Source organism: Mesorhizobium sp. M0139, assembly GCF_040322455.1.
GTDB lineage: Bacteria > Pseudomonadota > Alphaproteobacteria > Rhizobiales > Rhizobiaceae > Mesorhizobium.
This window is the reverse complement of record NZ_JAMYTN010000014.1, coordinates 61,058-74,535: the sequence shown is the minus strand read 5'-3', so window position 1 is coordinate 74,535 and position 13,478 is coordinate 61,058. Positions and strand designations below refer to the sequence as shown.

Annotated in this window: 13 protein-coding genes and 1 tRNA gene; 10 read left to right on the top strand and 4 right to left on the bottom strand. The window is 63.3% G+C overall.

Annotated elements, in window-relative coordinates; genetic code table 11:
- Window positions 1-41 precede the first annotated feature (41 nt).
- Both NKJ58_RS23645 and NKJ58_RS23640 read left to right on the top strand, forming a co-directional pair.
- Window positions 42-1,052 (top strand): heparan-alpha-glucosaminide N-acetyltransferase, encoded by a 1,011-nt coding sequence (locus tag NKJ58_RS23645; protein WP_023710816.1) that lies wholly within the window; start codon window positions 42-44, stop codon window positions 1,050-1,052.
- A complete protein-coding gene (locus tag NKJ58_RS23640) occupies window positions 1,049-1,555 on the top strand; it encodes a methyltransferase family protein (protein ID WP_352723555.1) in 507 nt (168 codons plus the stop codon). The genes NKJ58_RS23645 and NKJ58_RS23640 overlap by 4 nt, the downstream gene beginning before the upstream one ends.
- Window positions 1,556-1,856: 301 nt before the next feature.
- On the opposite strand, the gene NKJ58_RS23635 is transcribed toward NKJ58_RS23640, so the two are convergent.
- Entirely contained in the window at window positions 1,857-2,243 is a 387-nt protein-coding gene (locus tag NKJ58_RS23635) for a MerR family transcriptional regulator (protein WP_006203215.1), read from the bottom strand.
- Window positions 2,244-2,401: 158 nt separating this feature from the next.
- On the bottom strand, window positions 2,402-3,820 hold the full coding sequence (mgtE, locus tag NKJ58_RS23630; protein ID WP_352723554.1) for a magnesium transporter: 1,419 nt from the start codon (window positions 3,818-3,820) through the stop codon (window positions 2,402-2,404).
- 313 nt (window positions 3,821-4,133) lie between these two features.
- Here mgtE and NKJ58_RS23625 point away from each other — a divergent pair, with 313 nt between their 5' ends.
- The 5 genes from NKJ58_RS23625 (at window position 4,134) to sucD (ending at window position 9,192) form a co-directional block, all read left to right on the top strand.
- Entirely contained in the window at window positions 4,134-4,754 is a 621-nt protein-coding gene (locus NKJ58_RS23625; protein WP_352723560.1) for a LuxR C-terminal-related transcriptional regulator, read from the top strand.
- A 145-nt stretch (window positions 4,755-4,899) separates the two neighbouring features.
- Window positions 4,900-6,090 carry an aminotransferase class V-fold PLP-dependent enzyme gene (locus tag NKJ58_RS23620; protein ID WP_023685219.1) on the top strand — a complete coding sequence of 397 codons (1,191 nt, stop codon included), beginning with the start codon at window positions 4,900-4,902 and terminating at the stop codon, window positions 6,088-6,090.
- Window positions 6,091-6,100: 10 nt separating this feature from the next.
- On the top strand, window positions 6,101-7,042 hold the full coding sequence (locus NKJ58_RS23615; RefSeq protein ID WP_352853919.1) for an HpcH/HpaI aldolase/citrate lyase family protein: 942 nt from the start codon (window positions 6,101-6,103) through the stop codon (window positions 7,040-7,042).
- 51 nt (window positions 7,043-7,093) lie between these two features.
- On the top strand, window positions 7,094-8,278 hold the full coding sequence (locus NKJ58_RS23610) for a malate--CoA ligase subunit beta (RefSeq protein WP_352853917.1): 1,185 nt from the start codon (window positions 7,094-7,096) through the stop codon (window positions 8,276-8,278).
- Between the two features lie 14 nt (window positions 8,279-8,292).
- Window positions 8,293-9,192 carry a succinate--CoA ligase subunit alpha gene (gene sucD, locus NKJ58_RS23605; protein ID WP_352519644.1) on the top strand — a complete coding sequence of 300 codons (900 nt, stop codon included), beginning with the start codon at window positions 8,293-8,295 and terminating at the stop codon, window positions 9,190-9,192.
- A 42-nt stretch (window positions 9,193-9,234) separates the two neighbouring features.
- Here the strand turns inward: sucD and NKJ58_RS23600 are convergent, their stop codons facing one another.
- Window positions 9,235-10,164, bottom strand: a complete 930-nt coding sequence (locus NKJ58_RS23600) for a TauD/TfdA dioxygenase family protein (protein ID WP_352853915.1) — start codon at window positions 10,162-10,164, stop codon at window positions 9,235-9,237.
- A 398-nt stretch (window positions 10,165-10,562) separates the two neighbouring features.
- Between NKJ58_RS23600 and NKJ58_RS23595 the strand changes: the two genes are divergently transcribed.
- Window positions 10,563-11,642 (top strand): sensor histidine kinase, encoded by a 1,080-nt coding sequence (locus NKJ58_RS23595; RefSeq protein ID WP_023685214.1) that lies wholly within the window; start codon window positions 10,563-10,565, stop codon window positions 11,640-11,642.
- A 235-nt stretch (window positions 11,643-11,877) separates the two neighbouring features.
- Complete coding sequence (locus tag NKJ58_RS23590) at window positions 11,878-12,111, top strand: GcrA family cell cycle regulator (RefSeq protein ID WP_352519642.1); 234 nt, start codon at window positions 11,878-11,880, stop codon at window positions 12,109-12,111.
- A gap of 200 nt (window positions 12,112-12,311) precedes the next feature.
- Here the strand turns inward: NKJ58_RS23590 and NKJ58_RS23585 are convergent.
- A tRNA-Leu gene (locus NKJ58_RS23585) sits at window positions 12,312-12,396 on the bottom strand.
- A gap of 337 nt (window positions 12,397-12,733) precedes the next feature.
- On the opposite strand from NKJ58_RS23585, the gene lipB reads away from it, so the two are divergent.
- On the top strand, window positions 12,734-13,477 hold the full coding sequence (gene lipB, locus NKJ58_RS23580) for a lipoyl(octanoyl) transferase LipB (protein WP_023731224.1): 744 nt from the start codon (window positions 12,734-12,736) through the stop codon (window positions 13,475-13,477).
- Window position 13,478 lies beyond the last annotated feature (1 nt).

The following is a 13,478-nucleotide window of genomic DNA, read 5'->3' as shown; positions in this document are numbered from 1 at the left end:
CCGTGATAGTCGTCTTTGGGGCTGAATCAGATCGCGAGACCATGAGCATCCATACCGCACCCCCTGGAGATCAACTGAAGCGAGATCAACCGAAGCGCATCGTCGCCATCGATGTCGTACGCGGCATCGCGCTGATCGCCATGGCGAGCTACCACTTCACCTGGGATCTCGAAAATTTCCACTACACCGATCCCGGCCTCACCGCCGTCGGCTGGTGGAAGATCTATGCGCGCTGCATCGCCTCGACCTTCCTGTTCCTGGTCGGCGTCAGCCTGTTTCTCGCGCATGGCAGGCAGATCCGCTGGACCGGCTTCTGGAAACGCTTTGCCATGGTCGCCGTCGCGGCCGCCGCTATATCGGCGGTCACGTACTTCATCACGCCGGACAGCTTCATCTTCTTCGGCATCCTGCATCAGATCGCGCTGGCCAGCCTGCTCGGCCTTTTGTTTCTGCGGCTGCCTTCCTGGCTGACGCTGGTCGTGGCGGCGGTGGTGATCGCAGTCCCCCTCTATCTCCGATCCGAAGCCTTCGATCATCCGGCGCTTTGGTGGGTCGGCCTGTCGGCGATCAACCCGCGCTCCAACGATTACGTGCCGCTGTTTCCCTGGTTCGGCGCCGTGCTTCTCGGCATCGCCGCGGCAAGGTTTGCGTCCACCACCGGCCTGCTGGCGCGGCTGGCCACGCTGGCATCGGGAAGCTGGACCAGGCCGCTCACCTTCATCGGCCGCCACAGCCTGGCTTTCTACCTGATCCACCAGCCGCTGCTGTTCGGCTGCGTCTGGCTGTTCTCGCAGATTGCGCCGGCGCCCGTCGAAACAAGGGAAGTGATCTTCCTCAAGGAATGCCAGGTATCTTGCGAACAGCAGCGCGACACGGAGTTCTGCACCAGCTATTGTGTGTGCATGCTGGACACGCTGCAAAGCGAAGCGGCATTCGACCGGCTCTACAATGGCGACCAGACCCCGGAGTTCAAAGCGCATCTCGGTGAACTCGCCGGCATCTGCACCGCCAGGACGGAGGAGAGCCCGATGACGCAGGGAGGGCAACAATGACCGACAAGCTCACAAAACCCGGGCTGGCAAAACCCGATCTACCGAGACCACGGCTGATCCCATGGCCGCCGCTGATCTACATCGCCGCCATTGCCATCAGCATCGCGCTCGGCCTGTTCTATCCCCTGCCCTGGATCGGCGACCTCTTGGGCGACCTTTTGTTTGCAGCCGGCTTTGTGGTGCTGTTTGCCGTCGCAGCCCTCTGGTTCACCGCTATCCGCACCATGATTCGGGCCAAAACGACGATGAACCCCAATGGCGTGCCGGATCATCTGGTGACGTCCGGCCCGTTCGGCGTGACGCGCAACCCGATGTATCTGGCCAACACGCTGCTTTTGATCGGCGTTGCCTTCGTCTCGGGGATCGTATGGTTCCTGCCGCTGGCTTTGATCGCGGCATTTGCAACGCAGAAGGTCGCCATCGAGAGCGAGGAGAAGGTGCTGTTCGCCAAATTCGGCAAGAAGTACCGCGACTATGCGAAGCGGGTCAGGCGCTGGATCTGAGGCGACGTGACAGGGGTGTATACCTTGGCGATTAGCTGGCGCATCCGTCTCTTCGTCATCCACGGGCGGAGCAAGGAGCGTAGCGACGCAGCACAGACCCGAGGATCCATGCCGCGACTCCAGAGCGTTGCTATGGTCCAGAATTCGCAACCGCTGCACTCCACGACCGATGTCACGGAATGGATTCTAGGGTCTCCGCGATGGAGCTTCGCTCCTGCTTCGCCCTAGAATGACGAAGTGCGGAAGGGCTCCGGCTAATCGCGAACGTTTGCGACGGGCGCGCAAACGCTCGAGGGTCCGCTCAGGTATTAACCCCCAGCTCCACCAGCCGCTCAACACATGACTCCTCAGCCTGGTCGAGCTCCGCCAGCGTCTCCTCGAGATCGCGCCGCTTCTGGCGCAAATCCTCGCGCTTTTCCTCGATGCGCTTGATCATCAGCTTGAGTTGACCGACCTCGCCGGGCGGTTCCTTGTACATCTGGATGATTTCGCGGATCTCGTTGATCGAGAAGCCGAGCCGTTTCCCGCGCATGATCTGACGGATCAGATGCCGGTCCGACGGACGAAACAGCCTTGTGCGGCCCCGCCGGACCGGTTGCACCAGCCCCTCGTCCTCATAGAAGCGCAGCGTCCGCGTCGACACGTCGAATTCGCGGGTCAGTTCGGTGATCGAATAATATTCCCGCATCTTTGCTCCAAATGTCGGAACATCGGAAAACGCCCAGTCGCCCGGGATTTCCAACGCATTCCGATCAACCCCGTTCCAAGCCGGACTCGGCATGAAACCCCGCGCAAGCCTCGCACCACATTTACGTAAAAGTCAATTGAACCCGCAACGCCTCTTTCTCAAGGGATAGCGAACCACCAGGTGGCCAGCCCCAGGAAGGCAAAGAAGCCAACGACGTCGGTGACCGTAGTGACGAAAACCGCCGACGCCACCGCCGGGTCGATCTTGAACCGGTCGAGCAATAGCGGGATCAGGATACCGGCAAGGGCTGCCACGAACATATTGATGATCATCGCCGCCGCTATGATGCCGCCCAGATTGGGATCGCGGAACCAGACGGCCGCGACGATGCCGATCAGCACGGCGAAGATGATGCCGTTGATGGAACCCACGCCCATTTCGCGGCGGATGATGCGGCCGGCATTGTAGATGTCGAGATCCCTGGTCGCCAGCGCGCGTACCGTGACGGTCATGGTCTGCGAACCGGCATTGCCGCCCATGCCGGCCACGATCGGCATCAGCACGGCCAGTGCCACAATGTGCTCGATGGTGCGGTCGAACAGGCCGATCACCGATGCCGCCAGGAACGCCGTCAACAGGTTGACCAGCAGCCAGGGCACGCGCGAGCGCGAGGTCGAAAGAATGCTGTCGGACAACTCTTCGTCGCCGACGCCGCCCATGCGCAGCAGATCTTCCTCGGCCTCCTGCTGGATGACGTCGACGACGTCGTCGATGGTCAGCACGCCGACCAGCCGCTCGTTCTCGTCGACGACGGCGGCGGACAGAAGATCGTATTGCTCGAAGTCCCGCGCCGCCTCTTCCTGGTCCATGGTGGCCGGAATGGCGTGCCTCGTCTCGTGCATCACGTCTCCGACCTTGGTCGTGCGCTTGGTGCGCAGGATCTGGTCGAGGTCGATGGCGCCGAGCAACTTGAAGCTTGGATCGATGACGAAGATCTGGCTGAAGCGCTCGGGCAGGTTCTTGTCTTCGCGCATGTAGTCGATGGTCTGGCCTATGGTCCAGAACGGCGGCACGGCGACAAACTCGGTCTGCATGCGGCGACCGGCGGTCTCTTCCGGGTAGTCGAGCGAGCGGCGCAGCCTGATCCGCTCGGTGAACGGCAGCTGCGACAGGATCTCGTCCTGGTCTTCCTTTTCAAGGTCTTCGAGAATGTAGACCGCGTCGTCGGAATCGAGGTCCTGCATGCCCTGGGCAATTTGCTCATTGGGCATATTGTCGACGATATCGCGGCGGATCGCCTCGTCGACCTCGGTCAGCGACGAGAAGTCGAAGTCGGCGCCGAGCAGTTCGACAAGGGCGCGACGCTGTTCGGGGTGCAGTGCCTCGAGCAGATCGCCAAGTTCCGACTGGTGCAGGTCGTCGACTTCGCGCTTCAGCGTCAGCGTATCGCGATCGGCGATCGCCGCCCCGATCTGGGCGAGGAATGATGACAGGACGGCGCCGTCCTCGCCATAGATGTCGGCGTTGGCATCGTCAGCGGCTTTGGCGCCGGTCTTCTGGTCGTCCTGGCGTTCCACCAGCGGCTCCCGCCATGGGAATTTCGGAAAAGGTGCCTGTCAGGTCTAGCGCGCAACGCACGGGAATATCAAACGAAATGCGCCCCGCCCTGCATATGGGGAGAGAGCGATTTCATCAGGATATGACGCCGCCCAGGATTCAGGCGGCGCGACAGCACATGTCGCTGGGGAAAGAGCACCCGAGCACGGTTGGGGCAGAATTGTCATGATGCAGGTCCTGCCATCTGCCGGACCCGCCCAGGCCAGGAACCAGAACAGCCGGAAGCCCTTGAAGATCAGGTCACAGACGCAGAAGGCAATCGAGGAACGGCGCGTGCGCGTGGTCGTCGCCGAACGCAATCCGCTCGTCATATCGGCGCTGCGCGACATGCTGGACTGCGACGGGCGCTTCGATCTCAGGGCCTGCGTGCAAAGCGGCAGGCATTTTCTGGAATTGGCAGCCGAAGCGGAATTCGACGTCGCCGTTATCGGCTGGAAGCTCTCCGACATGGACGGCGCCGATGTGCTGGCCGAGGTTCACAGCCGCAAGCTGGGCGTGCGCATCGCGGTGTTTTCCAACGACCACGACATCGGCATCCTGAAGCAGTGCGTGCGGCTCGGCGCCCAGGGCTACTGCTTCCAGTTCGACGATCCGGCGATCATCTTCGAGACCATCCTGGCCGTCGCGCATGGCCGCATCTGCATCCCCTACATCGACATCAACAAGGTCAACGACACACCCTTGTCGCTGCTCACCGTGCGCGAGCGCGAGCTGCTGGCGGTGCTGTCCGACGGCTGGACCAATCTGCAGATCGCGACGCGCACCGGGATTTCGGAGAACACGGTGAAATACCACCTCAAGAATCTCTACGACAAGCTCGACGTCCGCAACCGGGCGATGGCCGTCGCGCTCTATGCGCGCGAGCGGCGTACCCAGAACCTGCCGTTCGGGTAGGAAAGCGATGAGCCGCGGGTAGGTCACCCGGGTGGGCAACCCCCACCCGCGCGCGGCAAGATGTTACCCCTTGAGGTGTTGTTGCCATTAGCCGTCGAGACGAAACTCCCCTCACCGCTTTGCTGGATCAGGAGGAGTTCGCGACATGGCCGGTTTCACCCATCTTTTCATTCCCGGACCGACCAACATCCCCGAACAGGTCCGGCAGGCGATGAACCTGCCGATGGAGGACATGCGTGCAGCATCCTTCCCCGATCTCACGCTACCGCTGTTCGAAGACATCAAGACGGTGTTCAAGAACGAGACCGGCCGCGTCTTCATCTATCCCTCCTCCGGCACCGGCGCCTGGGAAGCGGCGATGACCAATGTGCTCAGCCCCGGTGACCGCGTGCTGATGTCGCGCTTCGGCCAGTTCTCGCATCTGTGGGTCGACATGGCCGAACGGCTCGGCTTCGAGGTCGATGTCATCGACTGCGAATGGGGAACCGGCGTGCCGCTCGAGCTCTATGCCGAGCGGCTCAGGGCCGACAAGGCGCACCGCATCAAGGCAGTCTTCTGCACCCAAAACGAGACCGCGACCGGCGTGACCAGCGACGTCGCCGGCTGCCGCGCCGCGCTCGATGACGCCAACCACCCTGCTTTGCTCTTCGTCGACGGCGTCTCATCGATCGGCTCGATCGACTTTCGCCAGGAGGAATGGGGCGTCGATTGCGCGGTCAGCGGCTCGCAGAAGGGTTTCATGCTGCCCGCCGGCCTCGGTTTCCTCTCCGTCAGCAAGAAGGCGCTGGTCGCCTCGCGGAGCGCCACCCACCGCCGCTGTTTCTTCTCCTTCGAAGATATGATCCGCGCCAACGATGCCGGCTACTTCCCCTATACGCCGGCTACGCAGCTGCTGCGCGGCCTGCGCGCCTCGCTCGACCTGATCGCCGAGGAAGGGCTGGAAAACATCTTCGCCCGCCACCATCGCCTCGCCGAAGGCGTACGCAAGGCGGTCGACGCCTGGGGCCTGAAGCTCTGCGCCAAGACGCCTAAATGGCACTCCGACACCGTCAGCGCCATCCTGGTGCCGGACGGCGTCGACAGCGGCGATGTGGTCAAGCGCGCCTACCAGAAATACCAGACCTCGCTCGGCGGCGGCCTCAACAAGGTGATCGGCAAGGTCTTCCGCATCGGCCATCTCGGCTGGCTGAACGAGGTGATGGTGCTGGCCTCGCTCTCGGCCGCCGAAATGGCGCTGCTCGACTGCGGCGTACGGCTGGCGCCGGGCTCGGGCGTCGGCGCCGCCATCCAGCATTTCCGCGCCTCGGCCGCCGTGCCGGTCGCCGAAGCCGCCTGAGGAGCCGACAATGAGCCACACCATCAACCACCTGAAGAAACTCCGCCTGCAGCGCAGCGAGCTGGCGGTTCCCGGCTCCAGCCCGGAAATGATCGACAAGGCGGCGAACAGCGCCGCCGACTTCATCTTCCTCGACATCGAGGACGCCGTTGCCCCACCCGACAAGGAACGCGCCCGCAAGAACATCATCCAGGCGCTCAACGACATCGACTGGCGCGCCAAGGGCAAGACCGTCTCGGTGCGCATCAACGGCCTCGACACGCACTACATGTACCGCGACGTGGTTGACGTCATGGAGCAGGCCGGTGACCGGCTGGACACCATTTTGGTGCCGAAGGTCGGCGTGCCGGCCGACCTCTACATGGTCGAGGCCATGGTCAACCAGATCGAGATGGCAAAGGGTTTCAGGACCCGCGTCGGCCTCGAAGCGCTGATCGAGACCGCGCTCGGCATGGCCAATGTCGAGGCGATTGCCGCGACACCCGGCCGGCTGGAAGCAATGCATTTCGGCGTCGCCGACTATGCGGCAAGCTGCAAGGCGCGCACGGTCAACATTGGCGGCCTCAACCCCGACTATCCCGGCGATCAGTGGCATTTCGCTTTGTCGCGGATGACCGTCGCCTGCCGCGCCTATGGCTTGCGCGCCATTGACGGACCGTTCGGCGACTTCTCCGATCCGGAGGGCTACATCGCCGGCGCCAGGCGCGCCGCCGCTCTTGGCATCGAAGGCAAATGGGCAATCCATCCCTCGCAGATCGCGCTCGCCAACGACGTCTTCTCGCCACCGGAAAAAGAGGTGACGCGCGCCAGGCGCATCCTCGAAGTGCTGAAGGAGGCGGAGGCGCAGGGCAAGGGAGCAGCCGCACTCGACGGCAAGATGATCGACGCCGCGTCGGAGCGCATGGCGCGCAATGTTTTGGTGGTCAACGAGGCAATCGAACGCGCCGGTTAATTCACTAGCGAGCCGCGCGTCGCCACGCATTGACCGTTCAGGGAGGACAAAATGGACATCCACGAATATCAGGCCAAGGAACTGCTGGCACGCCACGGCGTGCATGTGCCGCGCGGCGGGCTGGCCTACAGCCCCGAGCAGGCAACCTACAGGGCGCGCGAGATCGGCGGCAGCAAATGGGTGCTGAAGGCGCAGGTGCATTCCGGCGCCCGCGGCAAGGCCGGCGGCATCAAGCTCTGCGCCAATGACGAGGAGATCTCCGACGCTGCCGAAGCCATGCTCGGCCGCAAGCTGGTGACCCAGCAGACCGGCCCGCGCGGCAAGCTGATTTCGCGCCTCTATCTCGAGGAAGCCGTCGATATCGCGCAGGAGCTCTATGTCGGCTTCGTTCTCGACCGCAAGGAAGAGCGCGTCATGATCGTGGCCTCGGCCGCCGGCGGCATGGAGATCGAGGACATCGTCGAGAAGGCACCGAACTCCATCCTGCGCACATCGGTCGATCCCGGCGTCGGCATGCAGCGTTTCCAGGCGCGCGAGATCGCCTTCGGGCTCGGCCTCGACCACAATCTGATCGGCAAGGCCACCGAAACCATCTTCGCCTGCTATCAGGTGTTCCGCGACTACGACGCCTCGATGCTGGAGATCAATCCGCTGGTGGTGACCCGCGACGGCAATCTGATCGCGCTCGACGCCAAAATGTCGTTCGACGAGAACGCGTTGTTCCGCCGGCCGGAAATCTCCGAGCTGCGCGACAAAAGCCAGGAAGATCCGCGCGAAACTTTTGCCAGCGACCGTGGCCTCTCCTATGTCGGCCTCGACGGCAACATCGGCTGCATCATCAATGGCGCAGGGCTCGCCATGGCGACCATGGACATGATCAAGATCGCCGGCGGCGAACCGGCCAACTTCCTCGACATCGGTGGCGGCGCCTCGCCGGAGCGGGTGGCGAAATCCTTCCGCGCCGTGCTCGGCGACAAGAATGTCGAGACCATCCTGGTCAACATCTTTGCCGGCATCAACCGCTGCGACTGGGTCGCCGAAGGCGTCATCAAGGCGATACGCGAGGTCGGCGTCAACGTGCCGCTGGTGGTCCGTCTCTCCGGCACCAGGGCCGAGGAGGGTCGCCGCATCCTGGCCGATTCCGGCGAGGCGGTGATCGTTGCCGACACGCTGGCCGAAGCCGCCGAAAAAGCCGTCGCCGCCTGGCGCGCGGCCACCAAGAAAAAAGCAGCCTGAGGGAGGTCGAGAAAATGGCAATCCTGCTCAACCGCAGCACCCGCGTTATCGTCCAGGGGTTCACCGGCAAGATCGGCAGCTTCCATGCCGAGGACATGAAACGCTATGGCACCAAGCTGGTCGGCGGCGTCACCCCCGGCAAAGGCGGCCAGAAGCATCTCGGCCTGCCCGTCTTCAACACGGTCAAGGGCGCGGTGCGCGAGACCCGCGCCGAGGCCAGCATCGTCTTCGTGCCGCCGCCCTTTGCCGCCGATTCGATCATGGAAGCGGCGGATGCCGGCATTAAACTCTGCGTCTGCATCACCGACGGCATCCCCTCGCAGGACATGATGCAGGTCAAGCGCTACATGCTGCGCTATCGCTACGAAGACCGCATGCGGCTGATCGGGCCGAACTGCGCGGGCGTCATCACACCCGGACAGGCGCTGATGGGCATCATGCCCGGCAGCATCTATCTGCCTGGCCGCGTCGGCATTGTCGGCCGCTCGGGAACCCTGGGCTACGAGGCGGCGTCGCAGATGAAGTCGCTCGGCATCGGCGTCTCGACCAGCGTCGGCATCGGCGGCGACCCGATCAACGGCTCCTCCTTCAAGGACGTGCTGAAACTGTTCGAACAGGATGACGACACCGACGCCGTGGTGATGATCGGCGAGATCGGCGGGCCGCAGGAAGCCGAAGCGGCCATCTGGGCGCGCGACAATATGAGAAAGCCGCTGATCGCCTACATCGCCGGCCTCTCCGCCCCCAAAGGCCGCCGCATGGGGCACGCCGGCGCCATCATCTCGGCCTTCGGCGAGTCGGCGCAGGAAAAGGTCGAAATCCTGAAGGAAGCCGGGGTAGTCATCGTGCCGACGCCGTCGTCGTTTGGCGAGGTGGTGGCGGATACGCTTGCGTGGATGAAGAAGGCGGCGTGACAGCAGCCCCCGAGTCCGACTGCGCCTCAGGCAGCCCGAACCTCAGGCAGCCTTGTCGGTCGCGGGCTTCGCGACCTTGGTGCGGGTGGCGCTGCGGCGGCCGTCGACGCTGACCGGAACGTCGCCGTCGACCGTGGCGCGACGCACCACCCGGTGCTGGTCGCCATAGTCGTTGACGGCGTAGTGTTGCGTCGCGCGGTTGTCCCAGATCGCCACATCGCCGGCTTTCCAGCGCCAGCGCACGGTGTTCTCCGGCGCGGTGACATAGGACTGGAACACCTCGTAGAGCTTCGCCGAATCGCTTTTGGAAAGGCCGATCAGCCGTTGCACGAAATTGCCGAGCAGCAGCGTGCGCTCGCCTGTTTCGGGATGGACGCGGACGACGGGATGCTCGGTCTCGTAGATCGTCGAGGTGAAGATTTCCTCGAAGTGCTTCTTTTCCGCGGCGCTCGCACGCGGCCGCACCGCGGCGTAATCGTAGGCGTTGCTGTGCACCGCCCAGAGATTGTCGGCGAGCAGTTTCAACGGCTCGGGCAGGTCCTGATAGGCGGCCGCGGTGTTCGACCAGGTGTGGCCGCCGGCCGGCGGTATGACGACGCCGCGAAGAACCGAGAATTTCGGATAGGCGTCGACGAAGGTGACATCGGTATGCCATTGGTCGGCGCGACCGCCGCCACGGCTGGAATCGAGTTCGAGAATGGACGCCGTTCCCTTGACGGGACCTTGGGTCGGATGCGGGACGAGGTCGCCGAGACGCTGGGCAAAGCGCTCCTGCCCGGCATCGTCGAGATGCGCCTGGTCGCGGAAGAACACCACCTTGTGCCGCAACAGGATCTGGTTGATCGCCGCGACCGTCTGCTGCGGCAGGTCGCCGGAGAGCCGAATGTTCCTGATCTCTGCGCCGACGCGTCCGGTAAGCGGGACAATATCGGCATCCGGGATGATCTGCTCTACGGGGGTAAGTCTGGTCATGGGAACCTCTTCCTCTAAAGCCGCGGGGCTGCTGGCAATGCTCCGCCGTCTGCCGGCCGCATAGCGATCGGCGGAGCAACTCCCTCATCGGGAGCCGACTTGCTTGGTAACGAGAGCACTGATCTCAACTCAGGAGGCGAGGCCGCCAACGCTGGCGAGCAGTACCGAGATGCCATTCAAAGCGTAATTCTACAAATTCCATAGACATTTCTTTTCAAAGTTCGGCGGCCCTGAGAAAAATGCCTTCTGTCCAATTCGTTCGTGAGCGGCAGGCGGTGGAGCCCTGCGCGACGCGGCCCGCACCAGTAGTGACGCTGTCGTATCCCTTCGATATTGGAGATGGCGGGTGAATTGCATGCCTGATATTGATGGCTTCCACGCATCACGCAGGCGCCGAGATGACAGACTCCGATAAGGCTGACGCTGTCGAGCAATTGCTCGATACGCCTGACCTCGCCACCGCGCTGGAAAGCGACCAGTTCAAGAAATTTCTCGACCAGATGCCGATCGCGATCGCCGTCTCGGAATTGATCGCGAAGGAGCGTGTCGTCTACGCCAATCCCGAATTCGAGAAGCTCTCGGACCTCAAGGCGCCGAAGCTTGCGCGGGAAAACTGGGCGGCCCTTTCCGGCAGGGGGCTTCATCGGCAGAAGGACAGGCCGCTCGCCGAGGCTGTCGTTGAAGACACCGATTTCGTCGGCACATTTCGCCTCGAGCGCGGCGAGGACAAGCCGGCAATCGTCGACGTTTATTCCAACGTTATCGAGGACGACAACGGCAAGCTCTGCTTCCGGCTGGTGGCGCTTGTCGACGTCACGGCACACGGTGAGACCGAGGACGCGCGACCCGCGGAGGAGCTCATCCGGGAGAAGGACACCCTGTTGCGCGAACTGCAGCACCGGGTGAAAAACAATCTGCAGATGATCACCGCTTTGATCCGGATGGAAACCCGCAACGCCACCGAACCGGACCAGAAGCGTTTCGAAAGGCTTGCCGGCCGGGTAGACGCATTGGCAATCCTCTACCAGACATTGTCGGCTGACCAGCAGAAGGATGAGGTGGATCTTGGCGTGTATCTTAGCCAGATCGCGTCCGCTGTCATGGCGTCGCACGCAGTCGAAGGTATCCGCCTCGACCTTAAGGTGGATACCTATCCGGTATCCATCAACGTTGCCATGCCGACAGGCCTGGTCGTCAATGAGTTGCTGACCAACGCTCTCAAACATGCATTCGTCGGGCGCGATGGCGGCACGATCACGCTGCACAGCGTCGTCAGCGGCGATGGTTGCCGGGTGACTGTCGCCGATGATGGGATCGGTCTGCCGACGGGTGAGACCTGGCCCAGGCCAGGCAAGCTCGGCTCCCTGATCGCGCGGTCGCTGACCGAAAATGCCAAGGCGCAATTCGACGTCAAGTCGAGTGCCGGCGAGGGAACCAGGGTCACCATCGTCTTCAAGCGATCGGCGGCGACGGACTGAGGCTATGCGACGGCGCGCCGGCAAATCCCGGCCGGACAGGTGCTTCGGGCGCTCGCGGGTGTGGCCTTAAGTCGCAAACGATTTGGCTGCAGAAGCGGGGCGCCGGGCTTCTTTGACGGTGCGATCAGCACCATATGTGGTCCACAGCCCTCCAAAACGAGAGAAGCTCGCTCCGGCGGGTCGCACCGCGGCCGTCAGCCGGCAATGGCTATGAACCAGGAAACTGAAAACCATCATGCGTGAAAATATCAGACCAGCGTCTAGAGACGTCCCCCTCATTCAGCTAGGCCTCAACCAGTGCCGCTTCCCGGTGAGCGAAGACCGCTCGGTACCCGGTGGCTACCGTTTTTGTGCCGGGCCGACGTCGCCGGATCGCGTCTACTGCGATCACCACCACACCGTCGTGACGGCCGTTGACCCTCGTCGAGCCCGTCCGGGTCTCCATTTCACGCAACGACGCGCCGCTTAGGTCACCCACATCCCCTGCCCCGCCACCGGCAAAGCCGGGGACTCGGGTGCAGGAGGCTGGCCGGTGCGAGCCAAGCGGCGTTCGCGTGCGGCTCTGCGACCTCTTGTTGCAACTCTGCTGCGGCCGGTTCAAGCGCCAAAGGCGATGATCTGGCGTCGACGGCCTGAGAAGTCGCAATGATTTCAATGGCCGAAAAATTATGGTGCGGTCGAGAAGACTCGAACTTCCACGGGTTGCCCCACAGCGACCTCAACGCTGCGCGTCTACCAATTCCGCCACGACCGCCCGTGGTAGGAGCCGGAACGAACCGGCTCGCGGCGTGTAGCAAATCGTTTCCGGCGAAACAAGGGCGCGGCGCGCAATAATCGCCGCGAATTGGCATATCGGCCTCTACAGCGCCGCGCGTCCTGTGAGACGCGCAACGACGCTGCAGCACTTTGATTTGGCGCATGATCCTTTCCGAAGATCGTTCCTATCTTCGGGGTCGTGCGCGAAGGCCGAAATGCGTGGCGAACTGGACGTTTCAGCCGGATACCGCCATATGAAGGGCAAATGCATTTGGCCCCAGAGCGCAAGGCGGTTTCGCCAAGCCGGCGTGCATCACGCGAAAAACGAAAAAGCCATGACCGAACGCAGCCAGATCGCCACGTCGTTCCTGCCCTTGCCGGGTTCGACGCCGGTCGAATGGCGCATCGAGCCCGGCCTGACCGGCTACACCGATGCGCTGGCCCTGATGGAAGCGCGCGCCGAGGCGATCCGCGCGGGTGCAGCCGCCGAGATGGTCTGGCTGGTCGAGCATCCGCCGCTTTACACCGCCGGCACCAGCGCCCGCATCGAGGACCTAATCGACCCCGACCGTTTCCCGGTCTTTGCCGCCGGACGCGGCGGCGAATACACCTATCACGGGCCGGGGCAGCGGGTTGCCTATGTCATGCTTGACCTGAAGCGCCGGCGTGAGGATGTGCGCGCCTTCGTCGCCGCGCTCGAGCAGTGGATCATCGGCACGCTTGCCGCCTTCAATGTACGCGGCGAACGCCGCGAGGACCGCGTCGGCGTCTGGGTGGTGCGGCCCGAGCGCCCGTCCCTGCCCGACGGCTCGCCGGCTGAAGACAAGATCGCGGCCATCGGCATCCGGCTGCGGCGCTGGGTGAGCTTTCATGGCATCGCCGTCAATGTCGAGCCGGATCTCAGCCATTTCAGCGGCATCGTGCCATGCGGCGTGCCGGATCACGGTGTCACCAGCCTCGTCGACCTCGGCCTGCCCGTGACCATGGGCGATTTCGACCTGGCGCTGAAATCCGCCTTCGAGGATGTTTTCGGGGCAGCGGAGTCAACTTCTGCAGAACCGGCTCGCAAGGCCGGCTGAG

What these genes read in the sequence shown, in the direction of transcription:
- NKJ58_RS23645 (WP_023710816.1), top strand. Translation starts at nt 42, where the DNA reads ATGAGCATCCATACCGCACCCCCTGGAGATCAACTGAAGCGAGATCAA.
- NKJ58_RS23640 (WP_352723555.1), top strand. Translation starts at nt 1,049, where the DNA reads ATGACCGACAAGCTCACAAAACCCGGGCTGGCAAAACCCGATCTACCG.
- NKJ58_RS23635 (WP_006203215.1), bottom strand. Translation starts at nt 2,243, where the DNA reads ATGCGGGAATATTATTCGATCACCGAACTGACCCGCGAATTCGACGTG.
- NKJ58_RS23620 (WP_023685219.1), top strand. Translation starts at nt 4,900, where the DNA reads ATGGCCGGTTTCACCCATCTTTTCATTCCCGGACCGACCAACATCCCC.
- NKJ58_RS23615 (WP_352853919.1), top strand. Translation starts at nt 6,101, where the DNA reads ATGAGCCACACCATCAACCACCTGAAGAAACTCCGCCTGCAGCGCAGC.
- NKJ58_RS23610 (WP_352853917.1), top strand. Translation starts at nt 7,094, where the DNA reads ATGGACATCCACGAATATCAGGCCAAGGAACTGCTGGCACGCCACGGC.
- sucD (WP_352519644.1), top strand. Translation starts at nt 8,293, where the DNA reads ATGGCAATCCTGCTCAACCGCAGCACCCGCGTTATCGTCCAGGGGTTC.
- NKJ58_RS23600 (WP_352853915.1), bottom strand. Translation starts at nt 10,164, where the DNA reads ATGACCAGACTTACCCCCGTAGAGCAGATCATCCCGGATGCCGATATT.
- NKJ58_RS23595 (WP_023685214.1), top strand. Translation starts at nt 10,563, where the DNA reads ATGACAGACTCCGATAAGGCTGACGCTGTCGAGCAATTGCTCGATACG.
- NKJ58_RS23590 (WP_352519642.1), top strand. Translation starts at nt 11,878, where the DNA reads ATGCGTGAAAATATCAGACCAGCGTCTAGAGACGTCCCCCTCATTCAG.
- lipB (WP_023731224.1), top strand. Translation starts at nt 12,734, where the DNA reads ATGACCGAACGCAGCCAGATCGCCACGTCGTTCCTGCCCTTGCCGGGT.